This window comes from Variovorax sp. TBS-050B (genome assembly GCF_029893635.1).
In the GTDB taxonomy this organism is placed as follows: Bacteria; Pseudomonadota; Gammaproteobacteria; order Burkholderiales; family Burkholderiaceae_C; genus Variovorax.
Map to the genome: position 1 here is coordinate 425,309 of NZ_JARXYR010000001.1, position 26,642 is coordinate 451,950.

At 67.8% G+C, this 26,642-nt stretch carries 21 protein-coding genes; 12 read left to right on the forward strand and 9 right to left on the reverse strand.

The features are described 5' to 3' along the window. Positions 1-36 precede the first annotated feature (36 nt). Positions 37-936 carry a LysR family transcriptional regulator gene (locus M2165_RS01950; protein WP_280813161.1) on the reverse strand — a complete coding sequence of 300 codons (900 nt, stop codon included), beginning with the start codon at positions 934-936 and terminating at the stop codon, positions 37-39. Positions 937-1,035: 99 nt separating this feature from the next. On the opposite strand from M2165_RS01950, the gene M2165_RS01955 reads away from it, so the two are divergent. Then, positions 1,036-1,902, forward strand: coding sequence for an NmrA/HSCARG family protein (locus M2165_RS01955; RefSeq protein ID WP_280812980.1), 867 nt, complete (start codon positions 1,036-1,038; stop codon positions 1,900-1,902). A gap of 23 nt (positions 1,903-1,925) precedes the next feature. Here the strand turns inward: M2165_RS01955 and M2165_RS01960 are convergent, their stop codons facing one another. The 3 genes from M2165_RS01960 to M2165_RS01970 all read right to left on the reverse strand — a co-directional run bounded on the left by M2165_RS01960 (position 1,926) and on the right by M2165_RS01970 (position 4,323). Continuing rightward, on the reverse strand, positions 1,926-2,909 hold the full coding sequence (locus M2165_RS01960; protein WP_280812981.1) for an AraC family transcriptional regulator: 984 nt from the start codon (positions 2,907-2,909) through the stop codon (positions 1,926-1,928). Between the two features lie 138 nt (positions 2,910-3,047). Next, positions 3,048-3,872 carry a universal stress protein gene (locus M2165_RS01965; RefSeq protein ID WP_280812982.1) on the reverse strand — a complete coding sequence of 275 codons (825 nt, stop codon included), beginning with the start codon at positions 3,870-3,872 and terminating at the stop codon, positions 3,048-3,050. A gap of 28 nt (positions 3,873-3,900) precedes the next feature. Next, a complete protein-coding gene (locus tag M2165_RS01970) occupies positions 3,901-4,323 on the reverse strand; it encodes a universal stress protein (RefSeq protein ID WP_280812983.1) in 423 nt (140 codons plus the stop codon). A gap of 191 nt (positions 4,324-4,514) precedes the next feature. On the opposite strand from M2165_RS01970, the gene M2165_RS01975 reads away from it, so the two are divergent. From M2165_RS01975 to M2165_RS01990, 4 genes are all read left to right on the forward strand, one after another. Next, positions 4,515-5,042 (forward strand): flavodoxin, encoded by a 528-nt coding sequence (locus tag M2165_RS01975; protein WP_280812984.1) that lies wholly within the window; start codon positions 4,515-4,517, stop codon positions 5,040-5,042. Beyond that, positions 5,039-6,568: a trypsin-like peptidase domain-containing protein gene (locus M2165_RS01980; protein WP_280812985.1), complete on the forward strand. Its 1,530-nt coding sequence runs from the start codon at positions 5,039-5,041 to the stop codon at positions 6,566-6,568. Before M2165_RS01975 ends, M2165_RS01980 begins: the two co-directional genes overlap by 4 nt. Continuing rightward, complete coding sequence (locus tag M2165_RS01985) at positions 6,565-6,939, forward strand: TraR/DksA family transcriptional regulator (RefSeq protein ID WP_280812986.1); 375 nt, start codon at positions 6,565-6,567, stop codon at positions 6,937-6,939. Before M2165_RS01980 ends, M2165_RS01985 begins: the two co-directional genes overlap by 4 nt. 241 nt (positions 6,940-7,180) lie before the next feature. Beyond that, on the forward strand, positions 7,181-8,200 hold the full coding sequence (locus M2165_RS01990; RefSeq protein WP_280812987.1) for a site-specific integrase: 1,020 nt from the start codon (positions 7,181-7,183) through the stop codon (positions 8,198-8,200). Here M2165_RS01990 and M2165_RS01995 read toward each other — a convergent pair whose 3' ends face one another. Then, complete coding sequence (locus M2165_RS01995) at positions 8,201-8,578, reverse strand: YbaN family protein (RefSeq protein WP_280812988.1); 378 nt, start codon at positions 8,576-8,578, stop codon at positions 8,201-8,203. A gap of 116 nt (positions 8,579-8,694) precedes the next feature. Here M2165_RS01995 and M2165_RS02000 point away from each other — a divergent pair, with 116 nt between their 5' ends. The 7 genes from M2165_RS02000 to M2165_RS02030 all read left to right on the forward strand — a co-directional run bounded on the left by M2165_RS02000 (position 8,695) and on the right by M2165_RS02030 (position 14,517). After that, a complete protein-coding gene (locus tag M2165_RS02000) occupies positions 8,695-9,024 on the forward strand; it encodes a hypothetical protein (RefSeq protein WP_280812989.1) in 330 nt (109 codons plus the stop codon). Positions 9,025-9,284: 260 nt separating this feature from the next. Beyond that, a complete protein-coding gene (locus tag M2165_RS02005) occupies positions 9,285-9,929 on the forward strand; it encodes a hypothetical protein (protein WP_280812990.1) in 645 nt (214 codons plus the stop codon). Positions 9,930-10,037: 108 nt separating this feature from the next. After that, on the forward strand, positions 10,038-10,685 hold the full coding sequence (locus M2165_RS02010) for a hypothetical protein (protein ID WP_280812991.1): 648 nt from the start codon (positions 10,038-10,040) through the stop codon (positions 10,683-10,685). Beyond that, a complete protein-coding gene (locus tag M2165_RS02015) occupies positions 10,682-11,164 on the forward strand; it encodes a hypothetical protein (protein ID WP_280812992.1) in 483 nt (160 codons plus the stop codon). Before M2165_RS02010 ends, M2165_RS02015 begins: the two co-directional genes overlap by 4 nt. After that, positions 11,161-11,970: a hypothetical protein gene (locus M2165_RS02020; RefSeq protein WP_280812993.1), complete on the forward strand. Its 810-nt coding sequence runs from the start codon at positions 11,161-11,163 to the stop codon at positions 11,968-11,970. Before M2165_RS02015 ends, M2165_RS02020 begins: the two co-directional genes overlap by 4 nt. Next, positions 11,967-14,018, forward strand: coding sequence for a hypothetical protein (locus tag M2165_RS02025; protein ID WP_280812994.1), 2,052 nt, complete (start codon positions 11,967-11,969; stop codon positions 14,016-14,018). Before M2165_RS02020 ends, M2165_RS02025 begins: the two co-directional genes overlap by 4 nt. Before the next feature lie 250 nt (positions 14,019-14,268). After that, positions 14,269-14,517: a hypothetical protein gene (locus M2165_RS02030; RefSeq protein WP_280812995.1), complete on the forward strand. Its 249-nt coding sequence runs from the start codon at positions 14,269-14,271 to the stop codon at positions 14,515-14,517. A 28-nt stretch (positions 14,518-14,545) separates the two neighbouring features. On the opposite strand, the gene M2165_RS02035 is transcribed toward M2165_RS02030, so the two are convergent. From M2165_RS02035 to M2165_RS02050, 4 genes are all read right to left on the reverse strand, one after another. Beyond that, positions 14,546-15,283, reverse strand: coding sequence for a hypothetical protein (locus tag M2165_RS02035; protein WP_280812996.1), 738 nt, complete (start codon positions 15,281-15,283; stop codon positions 14,546-14,548). Positions 15,284-15,329: 46 nt separating this feature from the next. Then, the gene (locus M2165_RS02040) at positions 15,330-17,045 is read right to left on the reverse strand and encodes a ShlB/FhaC/HecB family hemolysin secretion/activation protein (protein WP_280812997.1); all 1,716 of its coding nucleotides are present in this window, start codon (positions 17,043-17,045) and stop codon (positions 15,330-15,332) included. 177 nt (positions 17,046-17,222) lie between these two features. Next, the gene (locus tag M2165_RS02045) at positions 17,223-17,690 is read right to left on the reverse strand and encodes a hypothetical protein (protein WP_280812999.1); all 468 of its coding nucleotides are present in this window, start codon (positions 17,688-17,690) and stop codon (positions 17,223-17,225) included. A 17-nt stretch (positions 17,691-17,707) separates the two neighbouring features. Beyond that, positions 17,708-26,374, reverse strand: coding sequence for a filamentous hemagglutinin N-terminal domain-containing protein (locus tag M2165_RS02050; RefSeq protein WP_280813000.1), 8,667 nt, complete (start codon positions 26,372-26,374; stop codon positions 17,708-17,710). Positions 26,375-26,642 lie beyond the last annotated feature (268 nt).

Here is a 26,642-nt window from a genome sequence, read left to right on the forward strand (position 1 = left end):
GCTGAACGCTGCCGTCGACCGGCTCTCTCACGGCGCTCAATCGATGAACGCCGCCAGCTCCTCCGGCGATCCCGTGGGAAATGCCTCTTTCAGAAAGTCCAGAAATGCCGAAACGCGCGGGCTCAGCAGCCTGCGGGACGGATACAACGCCCAGAGCGCGATCTCCGGCCCGCCGACATCGCCCCAGCGAACCAGCCTGCCTGCGGCGAGGTCCTGAGACACGAGCGACAAAGGCAGCCGCGCGGCCCCGACGCCCGCCCGGGCCGCATCGCGCACCATGAACAGCGAGGACAGGCGCAGCACGGGTTCCACGGCGATGTGCTTCGTGCGTGACCGGGCGGTCACCGCCCATGTCGGGTGCGGGTCTCCTGCTTCGCTGCTGCCGCGAACCACGGCCGGTACGGGCGCGGTGCCTTTGGGCCTTGCGAGCTGCGGGCTCGCGACCACGACGAGCCGGTCCCGCAGGAAGACCCGTCCCACCAGTTGCACGTCGGGGTCGGGATTGACGCGGATCACGAGGTCATAGCCCTCTTCCACCATGTCGACGGTGCGGTCCTCCGTGGTGACCTCGAGCCGGACCTCGCGGTGCTTCATGGCGAATCGGGCGGCCAGGGTGCCCATTGCCGCCTGCGAGAAGAGCAGCGGCGCATTCACCCGCAAGCGCCCGCGCGGCGCGCCGCCGCCCGATGCGATGGCTGCGGCGGTCTCGTCGAGTTCGGTCAGCAGCACCGTGGTCCTCTCGTGCAGCGCGCGGCCTTCCTCGGTGAGCTTGAGGGTGCGCGCACCGCGCTCGAACAGGCGCAGGTCGAGCCCGCTCTCCAGGTCGGCGACGCGGCGGGACAGCGTCGCCTTGGGCCGGCCGGATTCTCGGGCGGCGCGCCCGAAGCCGCCGTGGCGCGCGACGAGGTTGAAGTCGGCCAGTGCCAGGAAGTCCATGTGTTCCATGCGTGAGACGAGGTGTCCAAATATAAGGGCTATCGGTCCATGGATGGAACTTCGAAGATCGAGGCTCCTTCAACGAAACGGAGCAATTCCATGACCATCCTCATCACCGGCGCGAGCGGCAACGTCGGCCGCCAAGTCGTTCAACAACTCGTCGGCCGCGGTGCCGCCGTGCGCGCGCTCGTGCGCGATCCGTCGAAGATCAGCTTTCCTGCGGGCGTCGAGATCGTCCAGGGCGATCTGCTGGACGTGGACGCGCTGCGCCACGCCATGACGGGCGTCTCGACCCTGTTCCTGCTCAACGGCGTGGTGCCGGACGAGTTCACGCAGGCCCTGGTCGCGCTCAACCTGGCGCGCGATGCGGGCATCGAGCGCATCGTCTACCTCTCGGTGATCCACAGCGACAGATACCTGAACGTTCCCCATTTCGCGGGCAAGTTCGGCGTGGAGCGGATGCTCGAGCAGATGGGCTTCGGAGCCACCATCCTGCGGCCCGCGTACTTCATGCAGAACGACCTCACGGTCAAGGACGTGGTGCTCGGCCATGGCGTCTATCCGATGCCGATCGGCAGCAAGGGGCTCGCGATGATCGACACGCGCGACATCGCGGAGATCGCCGCGGTCGAACTGCTCGACCGCGCGCGGTCCGAGCCATCGCCGCTCAAGCGCCTCAACCTGGTGGGCCCCGACACGCTGAGGGGCCACGACGTCGCAGGCATCTGGTCGGCGGCGCTGGGCCGCCCGATCGCCTACGGCGGCGACGACACCGCCGGCTTCGAGAAGAACCTGCGGAACTTCATGCCGAGCTGGATGGCGTACGACATGCGCCTCATGAGCGAACGCTTTCTGTCGGAAGGAATGGAGCCGGAGCCCGGGGACGTGGCGCGCCTGACGACGCTGCTCGGGCGCCCGCTGCGGTCGTACCGCGATTTCGCTTCCGAGCTTTCCGCCTCGGCGTGAGCGAGGCTGCAGGCGCCACTTGCCTACAGCAGCTTCACCATGATCGAAAGATTCTGCGGCCGCCCCACGTGCCGCCACGGCGGCGCGTGATAGCGCTCCACCGCGGGCGCCTCGGCCAACGGTTCGCCATGGGCGAGCGGCCACACGTGGGCGAGCGCGCGATAGGCCGGAAAGATCGCTTGGTAAGGCGCACGGTGCTCGAGCGCCACGTAGCGGCCGCCCGGCACCGTGCAGCGGCGGAACGGCGCGGGCAGCGGCTCGGGCAACCCTGGGTCGACGAAGCAGCAGTCGTAGCGGATCAGCGCCTCGGGCGTGATCTCGGGGCTGTCGCGTGTGATGGCGACGAGCTCCAGCGCCTCGGCGTCGAGGCCGATGCGCGCCACCTCGTCGGCAAAGCGCTGCCAGAACGCCTCCACGCGCGCATAGCCGCCATGGAAGCGAAGCCCGATCAGGGCGGGCGCCGGCCAGACCTGCACGCGGGCACGGCGGGCCAGTGCATGGTGACGCGGCTCCACGGGCGGCGTCGCGCGTCGCGCGGCGCTGCGGTACAGGGTGGGCGGCTGGCCGAAGTGGCGCTGGAAGGCGCGCGAGAAGGCTGCGATGCTGCCGTAGCCCGCGCCCACCGCGATGTCGAGCACCGACTGCGCACCCGCGAGCAGGTGGATCGCCGCCGTCTCCAGCTGCCGCCGCCGCCGCAGGGCGACCACGGTCTCGCCCATGGTTTCGCTGAACAGCCGGTGGAAGTGCGACCGGCCGAGTCCGCAGCCGGCGGCCAGTTCGTCGAGCGATGGCGGCTGCATCAGGTCGGCCTCCATGCGGTGCAGCGCGGCGAGGATGCGCGGCTCGTCGAGCAGGAACGGCGGATGGCCGCGCAGACGCGCCGCACCGCCGCGCGGACCCGCGGGCGGACGGTCGAAGCGCAGGCGGTCGAGGTCGGAGAGGGCCGGTGCGGTGGCGCTCGGCTCGGCGCGCTCGACGAGGACGGGTTCGGCGGATCGGTGTGGCACTGCGTGGGGGCGCTGTGGTGCGGCTGCCGGGTGATGCCCGGCGCCGCTCGGCGTGGAGGAGCGCGGATTATCCGAGGCCGGCCGCGGCGCCGGCCTGTGCGCGCGTGGCGCGTTCCGATGCCGGTGGGTAGCGCGCCGTCAGTGCGACATGAGCACCGGCACGGTCATGGCCTGGAGGATGGTCCGCGTGGCGCCGCCGAGGATCCATTCGCGCGCCCGGCTGTGGCCATAGCAGCCCATCACGAGCAGGTCCGCGTCCACGTCGGCCGCCAGCGACAGCAGCCGGCCGCCGGCATCGCCCTCCTCCGCGCCGCCCGCGTGCAGCGAGACCTCGGCGATGCCGTGCGCCTGGAGGCAGGCCTGCAACTTCGGCAGCGACGCCGCGGCTTCTTCTCCATAGCCGACCGCATGCACACGCTGCGCCCGGCGCAGCCATGGCAGCGCCGCCGACATGGCGCGTGCGGCTTCGGGCGTCTCCTTCCAGGCCAGCAGCACGGTGCGGCCCGGCAGGCCGAAGGATCCGGCATACGGCACGATCAGCGCGGGCCGTCCGCTCTCCACCAGCAGGCTGGACAGAAAGTCGTCCGGCAGCTCGGACGCCAGCGGATCCTCGGCGTCATGCTGTCCCAGGATCAGCAGGTCGGCGTACAGCGCGCGGCGCGCGAACTGCCACGGGCCATCGCTCTCCGGCTCGGTCCAGTGCATGCGCGGCGAGCCGGCGGCCTGCGCGGCGAAGGTGGCGCGCATCCGGTCGCGCGCGATCCTGTCGGTCTCGCGCATCACCGCCACGGCTTCGGCTGCACCCGCGAGCGCGAAGGGATAGCGCATCAGCGCAGGCAGGGTGCAGGGCGCACCGGTCACTTCGGCATCGAAGGCCTCGGCGACGCGGCGGGCGAGCGCGATGCGATCGCCGGTACGCGCCGATCCGTCGAGGTGCAGGAGGATGGATCTGGGGTTCTGCATCGAAAGCTCCTTCAGCGGCCCCCGCGTCTCAGCGCACCAGCAGCACCGGCACCGAACAGCGCGCCAGCACCTTCATGGCCACGGAACCGACGACCAGGTTCGCCAGCGCCCCGTGCCCGCGCGATCCCATCACCAGCAGGTCGAACTTGCCGGATTCGGCGAAGGTGGCGATCTCGTCCGCCGGATGACCCACCTTGTGGGCGGATGCGGCTTCGATGCCGTGCCCGGCGAGCGCGGCGCGCACGGGGTCCAGCACCGCGCGCGCTTCCTCTTCGTAGTAGCCGTGCACGAGCTCGGGCCCGGCGAAGGCCGCCGCGCGATGCGGCACCGGCAGCACCGCATTGAACACCGTGAAGGCGTGGCCGGCGTTCGACCACTCCTTGTGCGTGGCGAGGTAGTCGAGCATGCGGCCGGTGTAGGCGCTGCCGTCGACGGCGAGAAGGATCTTCATGGGTGCTCCTTGGTTGTGGATGTCCGATGGCGCATGTTGACGTGCCGTTCCGCGACCGCCCTTGCGCCAGATCAAAGCGGCGAGCACCCGAACGCCGGCCGCCATGCGCGGTTTTGTTTGATGCAGCGCAAGCCCGGCGCCGCTTTCGCGGCCTACATTGAATTTCCATTCAGACATCAAGGACAGCGGCAATGAACAGGATCCTCGTGGTCGTCTACTCCTGCACCGGAACCTCTCGCAAGCTGGCGCAACTGCTGTGCAGCCAGCAGGGCTGGCCCATGGGCGAGATCACCGACATCCGCCCGCGCGCGGGGGTGCTCGGCAACTGGCGCTGCCTGCTCGATTCCTTCTTCCGCCGGCACCCGCGGATTCGTTACGAGGGGCCGAGGACGGCGGACTTCGACACGGTGGTGCTGGTGTCGCCGATCTGGGCCGAACGCCTGGCGGGACCGATGCGCAGCTTCGTGGGCCAGCGGTGTACGCAGCTGCCCGAAGTCGCCGTCGTCTCGGTCATGGGCGGGCGCGGGGCACCCAACGCGGCGGCCGAGATCGCGCGGATCCTCGGGCGGGCGCCGGTCCTCGACACCGCATTCACCATGCGCGAGGTCGACAGCGGCAGCCTGGCCGCGCGGCTGCAGGCCTTCGGCAACGCCGTGCGCGGCGCCGGCGACATGCAGGACGCGGTGCGCCCGATGGCGCTTTCGCCGCAGGCCGCATGAGCAAAGAATCCGCAGCAGCGCTTCAATCACCGCGCCGGCGCATCTTCGCGATAGCGTTCGCGGCCGGCCTGGCCGCGTTGCTGGCGGCCTGCGCCGCGGCGTCGCCGCCCGCTGCCGCGCCCGCGGCCGTGATGCGTAACGATGGCGACGTTGCCGCACCCTCGACGCAGTTCGCCCCGCTGGCCGCCAGCCGAGGCGCGGCGGTCGTCGACATCAGCACGCTGCGGATCGGACGCGACCAGAGTCCCGAGGACATCGACCTCGAGATCGCGCCGGAGCACGACTTCGCCGACCGCCTGGCCTGGCCGCTGCGCACCGGGGTGCGCATCAGCCAGATCCGCGATCTCGCCTCCGGCCTCATCGTGAGCGGCGACGGGCTGATCCTGACCAGTGCGCACGTGGTCGCGAACATCGACGAAGCCCAGGTCCGGCTCGACGACGGGCGGCGCTTCGCGGCCCGGGTGGTGGGGCTCGACAGGCGGACCGACGTCGGCCTGCTCAAGATCGACGTCACCGGCCTTCCCACTGCGGTGATCGGCGACTCCTCGCGCCTCGCGCCCGGCGACTGGGTGGCGGCGATCAGCGCGCCGTTCGGATTCCACGGCAGCGTCACCGCCGGCGTGGTCAGCGCGGTCGATCGCTTCGTCGGCGGCGGTGGCGACGTGCCCTACATCCAGACCGACGTAGCCATCAACCCCGGCAGCTCGGGCAGCCCGCTCTTCAACAGCCGCGGCGAAGTGGTCGGCATCAACGCGATGATCTACAGCGGCAACGGCGGCTACATGGGGCTTTCGTTCGCGGTGCCGATCAACCTGGCGATGCGCATCGCGACCCAGCTGCGCGCCGCCGGCACCGTGCGGCGCGCGCATCTGGGCGCCGAGTTCCAGGCGCTGACGCCGGCGCTGGCCCAGTCCTTCGCGCTGCCTTCGGGCGCCGGTGCGCTGGTGGTCCGCGTCGATTCCCAGGGTCCGGCGCATGCGGCGGGCCTGCTGCCGGGCGACATCGTCACCGCTTTCGACGGCCTGGCCGTCTCGCGGCTGACCGACCTGCTGCGGCAGATCGGCGACCGCGTGCCGGGCGAGCGCAGCCGCGTGGAGGTCTGGCGCCAGGGTGTGCAGCGGACCCTCTGGGTCACGCCCTCGGAGGAACGCGCCGCGAAAGCGCCGCCGCCCGACAACGCCGCGCCCGAATGGAACGACGGCCTCGGGCTGCGGCTCGGCGAGCTCTCCGCCGCGCAGTTGGCGCAGCGCGGCATCGACGGCGGCCTGCTGGTGCGCGAGGCCGCGGGCGCCGCGCGCAGCGAAGGCATTCGCGCCGGCGACCTCATCGTGGCCATCAACGACCAGCGCCTCGACCGCGTCGATCAGTTCACGCAGGCGCTGGCGCGCGTGCGGCCCGGCGATCGGCCGGTGGCGCTGCTGGTCATGCGCGACAGGCGCCTCGCCTATGTCGCCGTGCGACGGCCGGCGTCGCCCGCCGCGGCATCGACTTCCATTTTTCAACTCCCCGCAACGACAAGACCATGAAGCACCTGAATGCCACCGATCGACATCTGCTCGTCCACCAACTGGAGTCCATGAAGGAGGATGTGCTGGAGGAGCTGCGCACAGCCGCTGCGCTCGCGTTCGAGGGTTCAGGCGCCGGCATGCGGGAGGTGCATGGGCGCACCGACGACGCCGAAGCGGCGCGGATCGAAGAGCTGCGCGAAGCGGAGATCGAAATCGACCGGCGCAGGTTGCACGAGATCGAACGGGCGCTGCAGCGGGTGGCCGAGGGCAGCTACGGCATCTGCGCCGATTGCGGCGAGGAGATTCCCTATGAGCGGCTGCTCGTGCGGCCGACCGCCATGCGCTGTGCCGCCTGCCAGGTGGTCGCGGAGTCTCGACCGCGCCGTTGACCTGGTGCGCCACGAATCGGCCGAGGCATTCCAATGAAGTCGTATGCGCGGCTCAGGGCCGAGTGAGTTCGACGACCTCTGCCGCGTCATCAACAGCGCCGGCCTCACGCCGGGATCAAGCAGTCGGTGAACAGGGCGAAGTACATGGACCGAACCTCCTAAAATACACTAACGGCTGGCGATTCAATGTCTGGACAGACCGCCATCCAGAACCACAACCGCCCGCCGTTAGCGTATTTTCATGGCCGCATCCCTTCCCCTCTTCGCCGAGCCCTCCGCCACGTCGCACCAGGCCGCGTTCGATGCCTGGCTGGCGGCGCAGCAGGACAACGGCGCGCTGCGGCTTCCTTCTTCGGTCGCGGTCTACCGCGACATGTGGGGCAGCTTCACGGCCTGGTGTCTGGGCCAGTCGCCCGCGGTGACGCTCGCGTCGCTCGGCCGCAGCGACCTGTCGGCCTTTCAGCAGGCACGCTTCGGCATGAAGAGCGCCGACCTGTCGCTGTCGCCACGCTACGCGCTTCGCCTGCTGCGGCTGATCGACCGGGTGCTCCGTCACCATGCCGAGACCCTCGGAGAACCCGCCAACACCGCGGCCGCCGACTGGCTCGCGGAACAGCCGGCGGTTCGCTATGCAGACTCGGCGCGGGCCGATCCGCTGCCGGAGTTCCTCTCCGTCTCGGAGGCGAAGCACCTCATCGCCTACCTTTCGAGCGCGCGGCCGCGGCCCGGCGCCGCGAGCCAGGGCTGGAGTGCCTTGAGCTGGCAGGCGCTGCGCAATCGCGTGGCCGTGGCGCTGCAACTGGGCGCGGGGCTTGCGCCCGGCGACGTCCGGGTGCTGCGGCTCGATGCCCCGACCTCGCAGATCGCCGGCCGCCGGGACCGGCCGTGGAAACTCGCGGTCCCCGGCAACGGCAACTCGCCGGCGCGCGAGGCGCCGGTCGCGCCATGGGCGGGCGAGCTGCTGCAGCACTGGCTCAAGGTGCGGGCCGAGCTACAGATCGCGGGCGACTTCCTGTTCCCGGCCACGCGCACCGGCAAGCCCTGGAGCAAGGAGGCGCAGTACGTCGCCGCCAAGCAGGTGCTGGAGGAAGCAGGCATCGAAGCCAGCAGCGGCGGCTCCTTCGTGCTGCGCCACACCTTCGCGCTGCGCCAGTTGCGCCGTGGCGCGCGCATCGACGAGGTGGCGCGCTGGCTCGGCGTCGCGCTCGAGGCGATGGGCAAATACCAGCGCGTGCTGACCGGCCCGGCCGACGTCGTCTGATCAGGGCTCGGGCCGCCGCCAGAGCCAGACCGCCACGGCCGCCATGAAAAGCGGCGCGCCGATCTTCACCGCCATCGGCGCACCGGTCGTCAGCAGCACGACGGTGCTGAGCATCATCATCACGGTCGCGGCCCATTTCGCGCGGCGCGGCACCGCGCCCGATTGCCGCCAGCGCAGGATGTACTCGCCGTAGCGCGGATGTGCCAGCAGCCGCTGTTCGAGCGCAGGCCAGCCGTGGCCCGCGGCCCACGCGGCGGCGAGCAGGAACGGCACCGTCGGCAGCACCGGCAGGAAGGCACCGATCACGCCGAGCGCGACGAGCACGAGCGCCAGAGCACGCCAGAGCAGCCGCGCGACGGGTCCGCCGGGCGGCCTCAAGCGTGCCCCCGCCCCCAGAACCCCGGCAATATTCGCGAAACAAACATAGGTGCATGGTAAATCTCGCGCCGGCCAGGTGGTGGCGTGGTGCGGAGGTTCTCCGACACAATCAAGCCATGAAGGAGATCGACCCTCTGCACGATCAGGAGCCGGGCACCCCTCGTTGGCAGGGCTCGCTGGCGGACGCCATGGCAAGGCGCGACACGCAGCTCGAGGAAGCGGTGGCTGCCCTGCGTGCTGCCGCGGACTCGGCCGCGATCAACGTCGACACATTGATGTGCATCGCGAGCCCGGACGCGCGCCTGCGGCCCGCGCGCCAGGCCCCAGGCACGGCAGCGGAGCGGACCGGCTTCGTCAGTCTTGCGCAGCAACTGCAGGACATCGCCTTCCAGTTGCGCGTGCTCGATTCCGCGGTCCGGCGGGTGCTCGAGCGTCATCGCAGCTGAGCAAAGCGCACGGGCCGGCGCGGCGTCCCATGCGGGGCTGCGCGACCTTTTCTCGAGTTTCGCTGTGAATATTTCCCATCTTGCAAGTCTGAAAGTTGTTTTCTAACAACAGCATGCAGGGAAAATTGTGACTTTTTTACGGAAAGCCACAGTTTGTAGCTCCCGGCTTTTTTGTGAGTACTTAAGAATCATTCCAGCGCACGGAATTGCTTACACTTGTGGCGGATTCTTCTTTTACTAACTCTAAAGTTTCCAACTTCATGAAAAAGATCCTTCTGACCGCCGCCGTGGCGCTGACCTTGGCTCCGATTTTCGCGCAAGCCGAGTCAAATTTCGTTACAAGTTCAGGGGCCCAGAGCGCCAACGCCAAGCTGGACTTCAAGATCGTGGTTCCGAAGGTTCTTTTTCTCCAGGTGGGTACCGGCACCAACCTCGCGAACAACGCGACGGTGAACGAGCTCAGCTTCGATGTGCCCGCCGGCGGCATCGGCAACGGCACCCCGGTGGCAGGCACCGGTGGCGACCTTGCCAGCGGCGGTGTGACCGTGCGCGTGCTCGGCAACAGCGGCAATGTCACGCTGACCAACGCCACCACCGGCCAGCTCAGCAGCGGCGTGGCCGGCAACCCGACGGTGCCGTGGACCGACATTGCCGTGACGGCCGCCGCCCTGCCGAGCACCACGACCGGCTACACGAACGCAGCCATCGCGCACCCGCCGTTCAACAACGCCGCCGCCGGCGGTGCATCGGCCACCGCCACCACGCTCACCGCGACCGCCGGACTGGTGCGCCGCGAGGGCAGCTGGACCTTTGCATATGCCAACACGGCCACGCTGCCGGCGGGCACCTACGGCGACTCCGCGGTCAACAACGGCCGCGTGACCTACACCGCGACCGCGCCCTGATCGCGCACCCGACGTCCCGGGACACGCGGCTTTCGACACGGGCAGTGCGCGAAGGCAGGGCTGTCCTGTCTTTCTCGTTCCGCCCCAGAGAGCCGCATGGAAACTGCGTTGTCTTCCCTTTCCCGCCGCGGGCGCGCGCTGCTGGCGCTCGCGGTGCTGGGCGGCGCGTGGCTGCCCGCCGCGCACGGCTTCACGGTCGCGATCAGCAGCGGCAGCCGTGCGCTCTTCCTGCAGGTGGGCGCCGGCACGATGACCGGCGGCTATTTCAGCAACGGCGGCACGCCCGGTAACAACGCCACCATCAACACGGTGTCGGTGACGGTGCCGGCCACGCAGCTGGGCTCGGGCGCCGCGCTGCCGATGACGACGGACAGCACCGTGACGCGCAGCCCCTGGGAGGGCTATGCGTTCTGCGATTCGCCGGCGACCACGGGCGAGGTGTACGTGGGCGGCTTCTACCGCGCGCCCGGCGGCAACAGCAACACGGCCACGCTGACGGTCAGCACGCCGCCGAACCTCATCAGCAACGGCGGCGACACGATCCCGTTCCACCGCATCGCATGGACCTCGACCGGCAACGGCGACGCGACACCGACGATCCCGGCCGGCGCCTTCACCGGCGGCGCGCAGACGCTGTTGTCGGTGGGGCGGAACACCTGGTTCGAAAGCTGCCTCGCGTTCCGCTACCTCAACACGCAGCTGGTGCCCGCCGGCAGCTTCAGCGGCCGCGCGACCTACACGCTCAGCGCGCCATGAGCACGCACCGCGCCACCACCACCGCCCTGCGCGCGGGCCTGTTGCTGGCCGCGGCCGCCGCGGCACTGCCTGCGGGCGCCGCGACCTTCCGCGTGGACGACACCGGCACCTTCGTGAGCCAGCCCGTCACGCCGATGCGCTGGCGCCAGCTGGCGCCGGGCCGCGCAGGCGACCACACGGTCGAAGGCCGGCTCTCGGTGGCGCTGCGGCTCCATCTTTCGCCGTGGCTCCATCGGCCGGCCCGCATCTACCTGGCACTCGCGCCGACCGACGGCGAACAGCTCGTGGCCAGCTGGCGCACCCAGGGCCGGCTGCTGGGCGGCACGGTGCGCGGCGGAGACCGCGCGCTGGTGTTCGAAGGCGTGGTGCGCGAGCCCTTCCTGCAGGAAAGCATCGTGCTCGACCTCACGGCCGACGGCCGACGGCTTGAGCGGGCGCAGTCCCTGCAATTCTTCTTCGAGATCGAGGTCGCGCCGTGATGCGCCGTTCCGCCCTTGCCGTCGTGGCTGTCGTCGTTGCCTTCTTCCTGCTGACGGGCGGCAGGCCCGCGCAGGCGCAGTTCTCGCTCGCGGTCTCGCCGCCGCGCTTCGAGCTCTCGACCCGGCCCGGCGAGCGCGTGCGCGACGTGATCGAGCTCACGCACCGCGAAAGCGCCACCGGTTCGTACAAGCTCAAGACGGCCGACTGGATCTTCAAGCCCGACGCCTCGGTCGAGTTCAGCGACGAGCTGCTGCCCGGCAGCTGCCGGCCCTGGGTCGCCATCGAGCGCCGCGAGCTCAGCATCACTTCGGGGCGGCCCTATCGCTTCCGCTTCGAAGTGACCCCGCCGCCCGACACGCCGCCGGTGGAATGCCGCTTCGCCGTGATGATCGAAGGCAAGGAAGCCGCGACCGCACCGGGCGTGCCGGTGGCGCTCGGCGCGCGCATCGGCGTGATCGTCTACGTGGCCGTGGGCGACGTGGCGCCGGTGCTCGAACTCGCGGGCAGCGCGATCCAGACCGTCGACGGCCGGCCCACGCCGGTGATCCGCGTGCGCAACACCGGCAATGCGCACGGGCGGCTGGCGGGCTTCCTCTCGGGCACCGATGCGAGCGGCACCGCGCTCGAGCTGCAGCCGGGCACCACGCCGATCCTGCCCGGCGAGACGCGCGAGATCGCCCTGCTCGCCAACAAGCCCGGCGACACCGAGACCAGCGTCGCGGTGCGCTTTCCGATCACCATCAAGGGCAAGCTCGAGTGGGGCCGCAGCGGCTCGATGCCGATCGACCAGCGCTTCGCGCCATGAGGCGACGGCTTCTTCGATGCGGCGCCCTCGCCCTGTGCGGCGCGGGCCCGCTGTTGGGCGGCACCACGGCCTGGGCGCAGGCCGACCAGGCCGAGTACGTCGACCGGGTGCTCGACGACAGCCCGCAGCCCGCACCGGCCGATGAGCCCGCGGCCGAGCCGACCAGCGGCTGGTCGCGCGGCTGGCGCATCGAAGGCCAGAGCACGCAGCAAAGCGGCGTCGTGCGCGCGCGCAGCCATTCGCTGCTCTTCTCGGGCCATCTCGACACGCCCGACCACGGCACCTTCTCGGCCAACCTGAACCTCAACCGCGACACGGTGCCGCTGAGCGGCATCGGCCTCTACGGCACCACCGGCATGCCGATCACGCAGGTGCCCTACAGCTATCGCAGCGGCAGCACCTGGCGCATCGACCAGCGCGCCATGCCCTTCGACGGCGGCTGGTTCGGCAACAACAGCATCGGCAACATCAACATGGCGAGCACGCCGCTCGCGCGCGGCGTCGGCCGCGTCTACCTGCCGAGCCTGCCGATCGAAGGCGTGGCGCTGAGCGTGGAGCAGCCCGGGCGCACCACGCTCAATGCCTCGGCGGGCCGGCTCGGCTACTTCGACGGCATCTCGTTCCAGGGCTTCTCCGCGGGGCGCGGTACCGCGGTAAGCGTCGGCGGCCAGACGCAGTGGAGCGGCGGCCCCGAGGCGACCGCGCTCGGCCGCACCGATGCGGCCGTGCAGATGGTCGAGACGCGCAACTTCAACGCCAACGGCGTGCCCGGCTACGCGCAGGACACGCGCGCGCTGTGGACCGCCGTTTCCTGGCAGGGCCAGGCGCCGTGGGCCGACGCGGTCGCGGGCGGCGGCTACGGCGGCGTGGGCGAACGCGTGGGCGGCCTGCGCGTGCAGGCCAACCTCGCGCACAGCAGCGGACGGCCGACGGATTCATCGTCGAGGGCGCCGACCGATTCGGCCACCGGCGGCTGGATCGACGCGAGCTGGCGCACCGCGCTGATGCAGCAGAGCGCCTCGGTCTTCTACTTCCAGCCTTCGCTGCGCTGGGGCGGCGATGCGCTGCCGAGCGACCTGCGCGGCGCCGCATGGCGCGGCGACATCGGCACGCGCCAGTGGCAGCTCGGCGCGAACGTGGAGGCGAGCGACAGCGTGAGCGGCCTGCAGCGCCGATCGCTCTACGCCAGCCTGTTCGGCCGCTACCGATTCGACTCGCGCGACGCGATCTCGGGCAATGTCGCGGCACGCAGCGGCAGCTTCGCCGCCCAATCGGCGCAGATCACCTGGGAGCACCAGTCCGAATGGGGCTACACGCAGTGGCGCACCGACCTCGCCCACGGCCTCGACCTGCGCGTGCTGCGCACCGGCATCGACCACGCCTGGCGCGTCGGCGAGACGCAGACGCTCTCGACCTCCTTGGCTTTCGAGCATTCGCGCCAGGCCGGTGTCGAGGCGCGCACGCTGCACTGGGGCGTGCTCGGCACCACGCCGCTCGCGGCCGGTGCGCGGCTCGACCTCAGCGTGCGCGGCAGCAGCGGCATCGGCGGCGATGGCGACGCGCGCTTTCTGAGCGCCAACGCGCGCCTGAGCTGGCCGCTCGGCCTCGGCTGGTCGCTGATTGCGCAGTACGCCGCGTCGCGCGGCCAGGAGTCGCTGAACCCCGCCGTGGTGTCGGCGCTGACCACGGCCATGCAGCAGCCCGTGCGCGTGCTGCCCTCGAACCCGCTCCTTCATGATCGCGATCCGCTACGAAGGCCACGCGGGCCGCGCCAGCGCACCCATCGGCGGCACACCCGGCGCCGGTGCCGGGCGCCTCGAGGGCTATGTCTTCTTCGACCAGAACGACAACGGCCTGCGCGAAGCGAGCGAAGGCGGCGTCGGCGGCGTGACCGTGATGCTCGACCGCGCCTACGTGGCACGCACCGACGCGCAGGGCTTCTACAGCTTCCCGGCCGTCGCCACCGGCAGCCACGAGATCGAACTCGTCCAGGACAACCTGCCCCTGCCATGGAGCAGCCGCACCGGCGCCGCGTCGCAGCGAGTTAACGTTTTTGTGCGAGATGCCACGATCGTGAACTTTTCTGTCCAAAAGGACCGTTAGACAGACAAAAGTCATTGCCGACCCCGCAGGCCTACACAATTTCAGCGGCCTGCCGATATAAGGGAGTCAGGCGTCAGGGAGACGCCTCCAACCCGGTTTATCTTGGGGGAACGCCTTATGTCCCGAAGCAGACTGCCCCGGGGGCGCTGCATCAAGCACGCCCCGCTTGCGTTGCTTCTTGTTGTTGTCCCGCCGATGGGCCTTGCAGAATCCACCATCGGCGCGACCAGGGCCTCGAGCCAGCTGAGCATCCGCGTCGTCGTGCCGCCCGTGCTGCAGGTGCTGCAGATCACGCCGGTGAAGGACGGGTACGAGTACAGGATCTGGACCAACACCAAGTCGGCATCGATCAACGGGCGCGAGTACCGGTTCGATCGCGTGGGCGAGCACACGCTGCAGGTGCCGGGGGCGGCGCAGGGGGTGGTTCTGGTGCATGGGCTTTGAGAAAGCCGCGCCAGCCCGTGCTGCGGACCTATTCCTGCTTCGGAAAATCGTTGCTCATCACACGCCCCACCGTGGCGAACAGCTTCTCGCGCAGGCCCGCGTAAGCGGTCTTGTGCTCCTTCAGCAGATCGTCGTAGGTGAAGTAGCTCGGGCTGCCGCCGTTCGAGACCACGGAGTTCCACGTGATGGGCTTCAGCTGGTCGTCGCGCAGTGCGTAGTCGACCACCACCGTCGGCCGGAAATCCGAGGCCAGGCCGGGCGCCACATAGCTCGTGCTGATGCGAAGCAGCATCACCTCGTAGCCCGGCGCGGGATTCAGGCCCCCGAGGTCCATCTTCCGGGCCGGGCCGACGGCGCGCCCGCCGGGCGTGAGCTTGACCTCGCGACCCGTGGCACGCATCGCCGCCGCCAGGCGCTCGGCGTACTCGCGGTGCAGCGCCAGGTCGCCGCCGCTGCTCTCTTCCACCGCATCCTGGAAGCGCTTGCTTCGGCTCGAGACCTGGTTGATCGAGTTGTTGCGGCTCGCCGCATCGACACCGATCGCCACCAATGCACCGACCGGCCCCAGCAGGCCGCCGAAGCCGGCCGTCGGCGTCGCGCCCGTGTCCAGCACCACCAGCTCCGGCTTGGCGTTGTAGACGATCTCGACGCGCGGATGCGAGAGCCGCTCGGGTTCTGCGGCTTCGGCGGCCGTTTGTCGGGGCTGGCTGGCGCAGGCGGCGAGCAGGGCAGTGGCGGTGAGAACGGAAAAGACTCGCTTGATCATGACGAAGCTGTTGGCACGAAGATGAGAAAAGAAATGTGGCTCGGCTTCAGAAGCTCGCGTTGAGGTTGAACCCCAGCGTGACATCGGCCGTGCGGTAGCCTTCCGGCTTGCGGATCGGCGCGCCGACGAAGAAGTCGTAGCTCAGCTTGGTCCATTGGCCGCGCACGCCGATCACCGCACCGGCCAGCTCGTTTCCAAGCAAGCCCGCCGTCGAACGCCCGCCCACGCGGCCGTAGTCCGCCCCGACGTACAGCTCAGCCCCGCTCTGACCCATCGGCCAACCGATGTCGTTGCGCATCAGCCAGCCCCGCTCACCCATCAGGCTCGTCTCGCCATCGAAGCCGCGCACCGTGTAGCGGCCGCCGATCGAGAAGCGGTCCTGCGGCACCAGCGGCGTGCGGTTCCACTGCGCGCGGATCAGGCCCGAATAGCGCAGCTTCTGCTCGCCGAGTTTGAAGGGCGCATTCAGGCTGACCTCGGCCGTGTAGAGCCGCAGCCGCGATGTGCCTTCGCCGAACTGCTCTTCCGGTGCGGCCCGTGAACCGAAGGCCCCCGTGCCGCGCTTGTGGGCCAGCGTGCCCTCGAGCGTGGCCTCACCGATGAACTCCTTGTGGCTCAGGCTCAATTCCCAGCCGCCCACCACCCGGTGCTGCACGTCGACCTCCGTGTCGTCCACGAAGTTGCGCGACTCGCGCCGCCAGCCCTTGAGTGCCAGCGTGGTCTTGCGGTGCTGGTCGCGATAGACCAGGCGGGAGAGCTTGACCTCCGCGTTGTTGCTCTTGCCCGCATAGACATAGTCCTGGCTCAGACCCGCCACGCTCTGGTGGTACTGGCTGTTCGAGGCCGTGAAGCCCAGCAGCCAATAGCCGTAGGGCAGCGAGTAATGCACCGTCTGCCCCTCGGTGCCATAGCTCGGCTCCGAGAGGAAATGGCTGTTGAGGCTGTGGTTCGCGCTCAGGTAGAAGAGGTCGTTCAGGCCGAAGGGGTTGTCCACCGACACCGTGGCGCCGAGCTGGTTGCGCCCGGTCGCCTTGGTGCCGCTGTCGTCCAGGCTCAGCGTGAAGCGCAGCTTGCGGGGCTGCACGTACTTGACGACGAGGTCGCTGTCGCCGGGCTTGGCGTTGGGGGCGGAAGAAGGCTCGATCTGGATGTCGGCTTCGGCGGTGGGCGCGCGCTTGAGGTTCTCGAGGCCTTGTTCGATGTCGCGCAGGTTGAGCAGGTCGCCGACGCGGGCGGGGATGGCGGTGCTCAGCAAGGCGCCGCTGCCGAACAAGGTCGAGGTCGAGTCAGCCGTCGTGCGGATCGCGGCGATGCGGCCGGGCACGAGCGAGAGGGTCAGGGTGCCGGTGGCGAGGTCCTGTGGGGCGGCCAGCACGCGGGTGGTGACGAAGCCGCGGGCAATCACCGCTTGCTGGGCGCGGGCGAGGACGACGTTGACACCGGCCGTGCCGAGGCATTTGCCTAGAGGGGAGTCGTTGCCATCAGGACCGGACAGGTCGGCAATGGCCCACTGGAAAGCGTCCGACTGCTCGCCGGACAGCAGCACGCGGTCGATGCGGAAGCAGGGGGCCTCGGATTCGGGGATGCGTGCGGCTGGGGCGGGTGGCGCCGTCTGCAGGCGTTCGTCGACGGTGCGTTCGTTCTGCTCGCGCAGCGCGCGTTCGCGCTCTTGTTGGCGTTGTTGTTCGACGATGAATGGAGGCGTGCTGGGCACCTGGGCTGTGGCCAGCATGGGACCGCCCAAGAGCACGCCGGCCAACATGGCGCGCGAATTATTTCTCACTTCTCTCCCTGAAATTCTCAATTTGCATCGTTACGCGTAAGATCTGCAAATTCACAATTACCTCAGTGCTTCCCCAAGCACGCCAAAGCGTTTTTTGACTCTCCCATGGCCACCGCCGCAGAGTTGAAGAAATCCATACTCGTAACGAATATTAAATTAGAAGATGTTGTTATAGTCATACATATATTCCTCGTTTTCGTCATTCGTCCAAACATGCCCGTCGAGTCGATCAATCATCACTATGCCGCCAGCTTTTTCCTCGAATCCATTAATCTGGTTCAAACCAAATTTCCAATAGACAGGGGGATCTCTTGACTGAAATTTCGAGATCTCAAAAACTGAGGCACCAACTCCAGCGGCATGTTCTTTCGCAAACTCGAGCGCCTGGGACATGGGAATATTTTCCAGATCTCGATATTCAATCGGAACACCAAAGCAGTCAACATTGTGCGCCCTCAAATCAGAGACTATCGATATCAGCTTAACTCTCCCCGCGTTAAGCCCCAGATATCCAGAATAGCATTTCTCAGCGTCATAGGAAAAACTCCCGTCAAAGAGAGCTATAAATTTTAGCCGCTCTGACCGCACTGGCTCGCAGATATATAGATCGGCTTGTTTTTGCATGGCGACTCCTAATATCATTACGGACGCACAATTACGCCCCTGCCTGTAAGAACAGAGCCAAGAGAGTTTACAGGGACCGCGTAACTCGAACCAATTCCTAACGGCCAAGGGTCTCGAATATACGCCATCCCCCCTTTTATAGAATCAACAACAATCGCGTGAGTGCCGCCCGCTTCAGTAGTTACATTGACGATGACTGAGGCACCATTATTGGTAGCTGTGGTTATCGATTCGGCTGTCATCGTTGTCGAGTATCGGGCGGTTCCGGTAAATCCTAACCGCTGAAGTCCATTCGGAACATTTGACAGTGCCGTCCCTGACGAATCGGTCAATATCGCTTGCCGAACGTATGCTTCAGGAGTATCGGTAAGGTTCGCTGCCATCCTGCAACTCGCTGCGACGCATGAAAAGTCAAATGCCTGTCCAAACGTTGAATTTGCCGGCGTGTAGGGAACTCGCGCCACATCTGTGAACAGGCCTTCCCCGTTGCCTGCGCGCCCTACCTGAGAGACAGTTCGAGTGCCACGAACGAGCAAGCCAAGACCGGCTCCAATCAACTGATTTCCAGCTTCGAGGATGAGCCCATCCGCGGTGCTTTGAGCGATCTGGCCGGCGGTAGAGGTCGTGAAAGGCGACACAACCGGCCCCGCGGAAGCGAACGCAACGCCGTTGACCGTAATGTTCCCCTGGCCGTCGACGAAGACTCTGTTTCCCGCCGCTTGGGCACGCTGGACCTCCGTCTGACAGCCTGGCGCCCCCCCACCATTAATGCAGGCATCACGCAACGGAGCATCGCGCGCCGCTGAGATCTGGGCCAGTTGGTCCCGCGTGTTGCACGCCGCCCTGTCGCCGCCGCCGCATGCAGCGACAGCCGCGTCATATCTCTCCTGTTCCGATGGATTCAACAAATTGGGCCGCTTCTGGCTCAGCCAGTTGTTCTCCACCGCATTTCCCGCCGCGCCTGCGGCGATGTACACCGCCTGTGCGTCCCCACCCGCCATCGTCGCGGCAATGCTGCCGATGATCTGCGAGAACGCGATGGTCTCTGACGTGCGGCTTGGATCGCTTGTAGGATTGATGAACTGTGCCGTCAGGTGTCCGATCACGGCACCGATGGCGCCCGGTGCACAACCGTCACCGTTGCCGGCCCTTGCGGCCCCCACCGCACACCCCGCGACCGCATGGGCGACTTCCGCGGTGAATGCATTGAGGCTGCCATTGCCCTGCGGTCCGTTCTGTCCGATCCAGTTCGCCCCCTGCGCCGCGGCAGTATTCAACAACGCATTCGTCAGCCCCGAGCGCAGTTCGTCTTCCAGGCTGGTGCCATTGATGGCACTGCGCACCACTGCACTGGCCGCCCCGTCGATCAGTTGGCGTTGCAGCTGATCGGTCAACAATGCCGAGCCATTCGTCGCATTGGCCAGATTGGCCGGCAGCACATTGCTGATGCCCTGGACAACCCCCGCCGTGAGCATGGCAGTCGCGATATTCTTGATGCTCTCGCTGCTGCCCAGTTCGTCGAATACCTTGCCGAGATCCCCATTGTTGTTGACCAGCGAGATCGTCGCCTGGCTGGTCATCGCGGTGATGCCCGCTTGGAGGGCCACCGTCGTGGCGGGGTAGGTCGCTGCGCTGGCCCCCATCACCCCCGTGCCGGCCCCTGCGGTCGCCACACCCACCACCAGGCTCACAACGAGCGAGCTCACCGGCCCGAGGCTGGTCTGGCTGTAGGCCCACTTCTCGTGCGCCTCCTGGACGCGCTGCCATTCGACACTGTTGGCGAGAGCGGGATCAGACGTGAGCTGGTTCACCCAGGCCATGCCAGGTTGCTGGCCCAGTGCGGTCAGGTTATTGATGTCGTTCTGCCCCACCTGCGCCAACACGCCGCCCGCGGCCTGAATGTGCAGGTTCTGGACGTTGAACAGGTTGTACTGGCTGGTCTCGTCCTTACGCCCGCTGCCCTTGGCCGAGACCCAGGCCGCATCGCCGTCGTTCTCCTTGCGGCTGGCGGCACTGGTAGTGCTCTGCGTGAGCAGACTGAGCTTGCCGCCGGACTGGATGTCGAGGTTCTCGGCATCGGCTTGGACAGCGCTGAGCGTCATGTCGCCGCCGCTTCGCAGCTGGATGTCCTTGCCAGCCAGCGTGGTGCGTGCCAGCGTGGTTTGCTGGCTATCTGCATCCAGGCTGTAGTGGCTCATGCCTTTTCGGGTGGAATGGGTTGTCTCGGCCGACGCCTGGTTCTCGCCCGCGTACAGGGTGAGCTTGTCGCCCGCGTCAAGGCTGAGGGTCTGGCCCGCGCTCAAGGTAGCGGCCCGGCCCGTGAGATCGCGACCGGCACTGATGCTCACATTGCCTGCGCCACTGACGGTGGTGCCGGTTTCCTGGCTGCGCTCCTCGTTGCGCGTGTTCCTGCCGCTCCAGCGGATGTCTTCGGTCCGGCTGGTCGTAACGGAGTCGAGGTTCACGTCTCGCCCGGCGGCCAGCGTGGTGTCGCCGGCGCTCTTCACTTCAGCACCGACGAGGTTCATGTCACGCCCGGCCACGGCCACCAAGCTGCCGCCCGGATTGGTCACGTACAAGCCAGCGACCCGATCCAACGTGACAGCAGAGAGGTCGACGCCGCTCGAGGCGTCCGAGCGCGCAAGCGCGCCGACCGTGCTGTTCGAGTCACGTGTGGTGGTCACCACATTGATGTCACGTCCGGCCACCGCTGCCAGACGGCTGCGGGCATCGACGATGCCGCCAATGACGTCCAGATCGTTGCGCGCGGTGAGGCTGACATCGTCGCCGGTGATGCGGCCGCCCAAGTTGCGGATGTTTTGCCCCGTGAGCACCACCGCGTTGCGACCGGCAATGGTGCCCGCATCATTGGTGATATCGCCAGCGAACTGCAGGTTCACACTGCGGCCCGAAAGGAGTGCGCCCGATCCGTCGATGTCGCCTTCCCTCACACGCACATAGACCTGCGGCACCAGCACGCGCTGGGTGCTGCCGTCCGCCAGGGTGACGGTCTGCTCGACGAGCCACACGATGTCGCTGGTGAGCTGCGCCATCTGTGCGTCCGTCAGTGCGATCCCTGGGCGCAGGCCGTACTCCTTGGCGAAAGTCACTCCCGCATCCATCAACGCCGCGTACTGAGCCTCGTCGCTGCCGTAGCCGTTCAGCAAGCGAAAACCGGTCAGCTGCGCCACCTGCTCACGAATCAGGCGCTGCTCGTAGAAGCCGTCGCCCAGGCGCTTGAGCGTGCTGTCGGCATCCAGCCCCAGGTTTTTCAGCAGGTAGTCGCTGGACAGCCAGTCGCGGTAGTTGGCGAACCGCGGATCCGTCTCGATCAGGTGGCGGCTGGACGATTCAGGACGCGTGGCAAACAGGCTGGCGGTCGGCACCGCGGGGTTGGGCATGCTGGTGCGCACGACCGTGGGCGCGTTACCGGCGGCGCCGGCAGTTCCGCTCGGCCCTGCAGCCGCGGGAACCTGAATGATCGGATTGACGCGCGCGCCGGCAGAAACATCGCCGGCGCCCTGCGCACCGGTACCGGTCTGCCCTCGCGTTAAGGTGCCGGTGCCAGCTCCACTGCCCGTGAACCCCACATTACCCTCCTGGCGTGCCGCCGCGAGCGTGACGCTGGTGTTGGTGGTGAGGTTGTACGGGGCGAGCTGATAGACCCGCTCGTCGCTCCCGGAGTCGTGCTCGTTGATGTAGCTGTGAATGGCGATGCCGGTCTGTACTGTGGGCGCATCGACCGTCAGGCCGACGTTCTGGATCGTGCCGCCGGTGACGCTCAATGCGCCCCCGGCGAGGATCTGGCTCATATCGTTGGTGCCGCTGCCCACGTCGATCTTCATGGCGCCGCCGGAAAGAATCCTGGCCGGCTTGGAGCTTTGGAGCACCGGAGTGGACGAGCTCACGGTGTAGTCGTAAGCGTCGTAGATGGACGCCATGCGCGTGGGCTTGTAGTCGGAACCTGTGAGCGATATATGCCCGGTCATCGTGTAGATGAAGGCCAGGGTGGCCTCATCCAGCTTCTTGTGGGCCGCGCGATAGGCCTGCCACCGGTCGTACTCGGCCTGCGTGACCGGGTGATCGAAGGGTGTGAACACCTCATGGGGCGGCTCGCTGCCGTCCCAACTGGTGATACCCGTCTGTCCCACCGTGACATCGGGGTAGCGCCAGCCGATGAAGTCCGCGGGCACATCCTCCGCCGGCGGCGCGACGCCGAAGGTGGACCAGATCGGATCGGTGCGCGGGTACCAAGCCCCTGGAACAGTCACGGCAGTGCAGGTGCTGTCCTCTCCCACCGTGCACTCCTGGATGGTCCGATCGTGGCTGCTGGCCGGGCTTTGCATGTAGTAAGCGCGGAACTTCTCCAGCGGATACTCTGGCGCTGGGATCAGCAGACGCATGTTGGCGTTGCTACCGGGCCCTTGCGGGTTGGTGGCGGGTACGGCGGCCCAGCCGTTCCAGCCGGTATCGGGGAACTGCTGGAAGCCACCGATGCTGAAGAGCACTTCGCTCGCCGGATAGCGCACGCTGCTGCCGGGAAGCGCATATTCGACGACGCGCTGACTCGAACCAGGCTGCAGAGTCCAGGTCACGCCGCCGTTGGTGTTGCTGAGCACACCCGTTCTGATATCGACGTCGCGACTCGCCTCGATGGTTGCGGCATGGTTGTTCACCGCCGCGGCCGAGCCGGTGGCACGGCCAGCGGCATCGATTCCGCCCCCGATGGCGAGATCTCCGTCGCTGAAGATCAGAGCCCCCTCCCGGTTGTTCACGGTGCTCGCGCCGATGTCGAGGCGCTGACGTGCGGCGATAGTGGCCGCGCTGGTAGTGCCATTGACGGTTTCAGCGAGATTGTTCAATGTCCCGGCGCCGATCGAAACGTGGTCGCCATAGATCCGGCCCGTTCCGAGGTTGTCGACGGTGCCAGCATCGATACGCGTGACGATGCCGTCGATCACCCCGCGGTTGGTCAACGTGCCGAGGACGTTGAGCCGCGTGGTGGTGCCCTGTATGTCACCTGTCGCGGTGTTGTCGATATTGGCGGCCGAGAGTGCCAGGTCCCTTCCGGCAGCGATCCGGCCGCTGTTGGTGATGTTGGCGCTGGTCGTGATGCTCAGATCACGGTTGGCAATGGTCTCGCTGCCCGAGGCCATGGCGACGTCCTGCGTCAAGGCAAGGTGCATGTCGCCTTGAGAGAGAAGCCTGCCGGTGTTGTTGAGCGAGGCCGTGTCGACGACAAGCGTTTCACCAGCCAGCAAGGTGCCCGCGTTGGTCACGCTCGCTGTCTTCGCTGCCGCCGTATTCGCATTGGAATCGGCGATGGTCAGCAAATTGCCTGCGGAGATTAAGCCGCCCGCGCCATTCTCGATTGGACCGGTGCCGGTCAAGGTGGTGTTCACATCGGAACGAATGGCACCCGATGTGTTGTTGATATTGACGGCAGTGATCCCAACATTTTGGCCTTCGACACCTTGATCGACTCCGGATGTCGCGGTGTTGTCGACAGTGGTTGCACGCAGTGTTGTCGTTCTCGTCGAACGGATCAGCCCGCCCGCGTTGAAGATGCTGCCGGCATCGATGGTGAGGTCATTGATCGCCAGGGTCTGACCCCCTCGGTTGTCATAGCTGCCACCGTGTGTGTCGATGGCCACGGTCGACTGGCCAAGGATCAATCCGGCATTGCCGTTGACAAGCCCCCCTGCCTCGACGACGAGCGCCTCGCGCGAACCGATGAAGCCCGCGTGGTTTTCCAAGCGACCCCAGGCGCCGCCCGTGGCGCCCGTGGCGATGCGCAGGGTGGCGGCGCTCACGATACCGCCCTGCCCAGTGGCATACCCTGCTGCGTTAGTGTTGACAAGCGCTTGGCCGTGGGTGTCGATGGCCATTGCACCGCCCGACTGAATCAGGCCCGCATCGTTGGTGAGCACGCCCGAGTTCACATCAACGGTGCTGCCCGCGGTCAGTGTTCCGCGCGTATTGCCGATGGCACCGCTGTGCGTATCGATGAAGAGGCTGCGGCCGCTGACTTGACCGTCGGTGTTGGTGAAGCCGTTGTTCGCAAGCACGACGGCGCCAGCGGCCAGCATGCTGCCTGAGGCGTTGTTTGTGGCACCGGTTGTGGTGACGTGCAAGTCACCGGTCACGGAAGCCAGCGTACCCATGGAATTGTCTACACGGTCGGCATTGATGACCGAAGCGGCGTTGGCGGCCAGCGTGCCGCCGACGTTCGAGATTGTTCCCGCAGCTGTGATGTGCAGGGTGCCCGGCGTGGTGACCGCGGCCTTGCTGGTGACCACATCGCCCTGCGTGGCCGTGATTCCGATGTTCACCGCGCTGGTCTGGCTGCCTGAGAGATCGACCCTCGCGCCCTGCAGCACCGCGTCGCCGGCCGCGAGGTTCTTGCCGCCCGCCGCGAGCGCGCCGGAGGTGGTCACGCGCAGATCACCGGCCGCTCCGAGGCTGCCGTCGTTCTGCACGCCGGCGCCGAGCACGCTGTCGCTGCCGCCTTGCAGGCTGCCGGCAGTTACGGTGACGTGGCGTCCGGCCGTGAGGCTGCCGTCGTGCGCGAAGTCGCCGGTGACACTGAGCGTCGCATCGTTGGTGGCGCGCAGCGACCCGCTGTTGCGCATCGACCCCGCCTGCAGGCTCAGGTCCGTCGCAGCGCCGATGGTGCCGCCGGTGCCGTTGAGCAACTGGTTGCTGACCGTCACTTGCACGCCGGCCTGTGACGACTGGATGCTGCCCTGCGTGTTGTCGAGCGCGCCCGCACCAAACGTCAGCGCCTGGTTCGCGATCAGCGTGCCGCCGGCGTTGTTGGCGGCCCCTGCCACGCTGGCGTTCAGCGCCCCGGTGGCCGAGATCGTGCCGCGCGTGTTGTCCGCGTTCCCGCCGATGCTGAGATTCGCATCGCCGCCGCTCGCGAGCTTGCCGTCGACGTTGACGAAGTCGCCCGTGGTCGTGATGTCGAGGCGACCGGCATTGAGGGTGCCGCCGGTGTTGTCGAAGCGCCCGACATCGGCGCTGAAGCCGTTCGCGACGTTGAGCGTGCCGCCCCGGTTGTCGAAGCTGGGCTGGCTGACCGCCATGCTGGCGAGACTCAAGGTGCCGCCGCTGTTGTTGATGTTGGCGCTTTGCAGATTGATCGCGCCGCCCGCGTAGACCTTGCCGCCATCGTTGAGGATCGCACCGGCCGCGGCGGTGAGGGTGCCCGGCGATGGGGGCACATAGGGCGCAGGCGTGATGACCTCGCCGGTTCCCGCGCTGCCGCCAGTCGTGGGCGCGTCGGGGCTGGTCGGGGTGGTCGTTCCGCCGCCGCTTCCTGCACCGCTTCCCGTGCCCGGCTCGGTGCCGATGCCGCCGCCAGGCTGCGCCACCGGCTCGGACCCGATCACGCCGCCCGCAGTGTTGCTCAACGCCGCCGCCGCGATGTCCAGCGCCGCGCTGCTGGTCTGCCGAATGGTGCCGCCGCGGTTGTCGATGGCGCCGGCGGTGCTCGCAAGCTCGAGGCGCGCGCCCTCGATCGTGCCGCCCTTGCCATCGATGGCGTTGGCGAGCGTGTCCTGCGTGGTGATCTTCAAGTTGGCGCCGCTCGCGATGCGCCCGCTGTTGGCGAGGCTCGCGGCCGCAAGGTCGGCACCCGCGGTGGCCTGCAGGCTGCCGATGTTCTCGAGCCGCCCGGCGCTGGTGACCACCAGTTGCCCGGCGCCCATCAGTGGGGTGGCGCCCGGCGCAGCCTGAATGGTGCCCGCATTGCGCACGCCAAGCCCCGCCTCGGTGCCGATGAGCGTGATCTTGCCGGCGTACATGCCGCCGAGCGCGGCCACGTCGAGCGCGAAGGTGGGCGCGCTGCCGCTGCCCGCGATAGGGGTGATCTGGCCGTGGTCGGCCGAGACGTCGTTGGCGCCGGTCACGACCTTGAGTTCGCTCGCCCAGATGCCGGCGTTGGCCTGCACGGCGCGCGCGAGTATGGCGGCGTAGTCGGTCTTGCTGGCATCGAGGCCGGCGCCGTCGATGGTGATGGTGCCGCCGCGCACGAGGAAGCTGTCGAGGCCGCCCATGGCGTTGAACTGCGGCGTGCCGGTGGTGAGGGTGGCGCGGCTGGCGTTGATGAAGCCGCCGCCGTCGACGCTGATGCCCGCGGGGTTGGCGATGATGACCTCGGCGCGGCTGCCGCCGACTTCGATGGTGCCGCGCAGCTGGCTGGGGCTGCCGCCGTTGACTTCGTTGAGGATGATGCGTGCGGGCCCGTTCGCGAGGAAGGGGTTGCCCTGCACCCAGCCGCCGAGCTGGGTCTGCACGTCGGTGCGGCTGTTGTTGAGGATGGCGCCGTTGGGGCCGACGTTGAACTGGTTGTAGATGTTGCGCGAGACGCCAGCCGCGCTGGGCGTCTGGATGTTCACGAGCGGCACGCCGTTGGGTGCGACGAGCACGGTGGGGCGTTGGCTTCCGGGAACGTTGGCGGCGCCGGCGATCTGGCCATGGGCCATCGGCGGGGCAAGCACACCCGCCAGCGCCGCGCCGAGCAGCATGGGTGCGAATGCCGCAGCACCACCGGCGAGCAAGCCGCCTGCGCCGGTCGTGGCCTTGCGCGAACCTTTGCCCGTGCTCGATGCGGTTTCCTGCACCACCATCCGCGCGCCCCTCGCGGCATTGAAGACGATGCGGTACAGACGGCGATTCATGGCCCAACTCCCTCACTGACGATTTTTGGATACTCGCCACGCTTTCGTATCAAAGCGCGACGGGCGCCGATTGTCAGAGGGTGTTGGGCCTTAGCAGACGTCAAGAATCGACGAAGTGATCGACTTTGTGTACTTGCTCACACCTGCAATCAAACAGTGCAGACGCCGAAAACCTCGGTTAATTCGAATGGATTACATTCGGCGCGCAGCTCTGTTGGGCGCCAGCAACGCAGACCGAAAACGCAATCGCGCGCTTCGTTCGGGGCGA

Excerpts from the sequence above, each read along its gene's own strand:
- M2165_RS01950 (WP_280813161.1), bottom strand. The coding sequence starts at position 936 with ATGGACTTCCTGGCACTGGCCGACTTCAACCTCGTCGCGCGCCACGGC.
- M2165_RS01955 (WP_280812980.1), top strand. The coding sequence starts at position 1,036 with ATGACCATCCTCATCACCGGCGCGAGCGGCAACGTCGGCCGCCAAGTC.
- M2165_RS01965 (WP_280812982.1), bottom strand. The coding sequence starts at position 3,872 with ATGCAGAACCCCAGATCCATCCTCCTGCACCTCGACGGATCGGCGCGT.
- M2165_RS01970 (WP_280812983.1), bottom strand. The coding sequence starts at position 4,323 with ATGAAGATCCTTCTCGCCGTCGACGGCAGCGCCTACACCGGCCGCATG.
- M2165_RS01975 (WP_280812984.1), top strand. The coding sequence starts at position 4,515 with ATGAACAGGATCCTCGTGGTCGTCTACTCCTGCACCGGAACCTCTCGC.
- M2165_RS01980 (WP_280812985.1), top strand. The coding sequence starts at position 5,039 with ATGAGCAAAGAATCCGCAGCAGCGCTTCAATCACCGCGCCGGCGCATC.
- M2165_RS01985 (WP_280812986.1), top strand. The coding sequence starts at position 6,565 with ATGAAGCACCTGAATGCCACCGATCGACATCTGCTCGTCCACCAACTG.
- M2165_RS01990 (WP_280812987.1), top strand. The coding sequence starts at position 7,181 with ATGGCCGCATCCCTTCCCCTCTTCGCCGAGCCCTCCGCCACGTCGCAC.
- M2165_RS02000 (WP_280812989.1), top strand. The coding sequence starts at position 8,695 with ATGAAGGAGATCGACCCTCTGCACGATCAGGAGCCGGGCACCCCTCGT.
- M2165_RS02005 (WP_280812990.1), top strand. The coding sequence starts at position 9,285 with ATGAAAAAGATCCTTCTGACCGCCGCCGTGGCGCTGACCTTGGCTCCG.
- M2165_RS02015 (WP_280812992.1), top strand. The coding sequence starts at position 10,682 with ATGAGCACGCACCGCGCCACCACCACCGCCCTGCGCGCGGGCCTGTTG.
- M2165_RS02025 (WP_280812994.1), top strand. The coding sequence starts at position 11,967 with ATGAGGCGACGGCTTCTTCGATGCGGCGCCCTCGCCCTGTGCGGCGCG.
- M2165_RS02030 (WP_280812995.1), top strand. The coding sequence starts at position 14,269 with ATGGGCCTTGCAGAATCCACCATCGGCGCGACCAGGGCCTCGAGCCAG.
- M2165_RS02035 (WP_280812996.1), bottom strand. The coding sequence starts at position 15,283 with ATGATCAAGCGAGTCTTTTCCGTTCTCACCGCCACTGCCCTGCTCGCC.
- M2165_RS02040 (WP_280812997.1), bottom strand. The coding sequence starts at position 17,045 with ATGTTGGCCGGCGTGCTCTTGGGCGGTCCCATGCTGGCCACAGCCCAG.
- M2165_RS02045 (WP_280812999.1), bottom strand. The coding sequence starts at position 17,690 with ATGCAAAAACAAGCCGATCTATATATCTGCGAGCCAGTGCGGTCAGAG.
- M2165_RS02050 (WP_280813000.1), bottom strand. The coding sequence starts at position 26,374 with ATGAATCGCCGTCTGTACCGCATCGTCTTCAATGCCGCGAGGGGCGCG.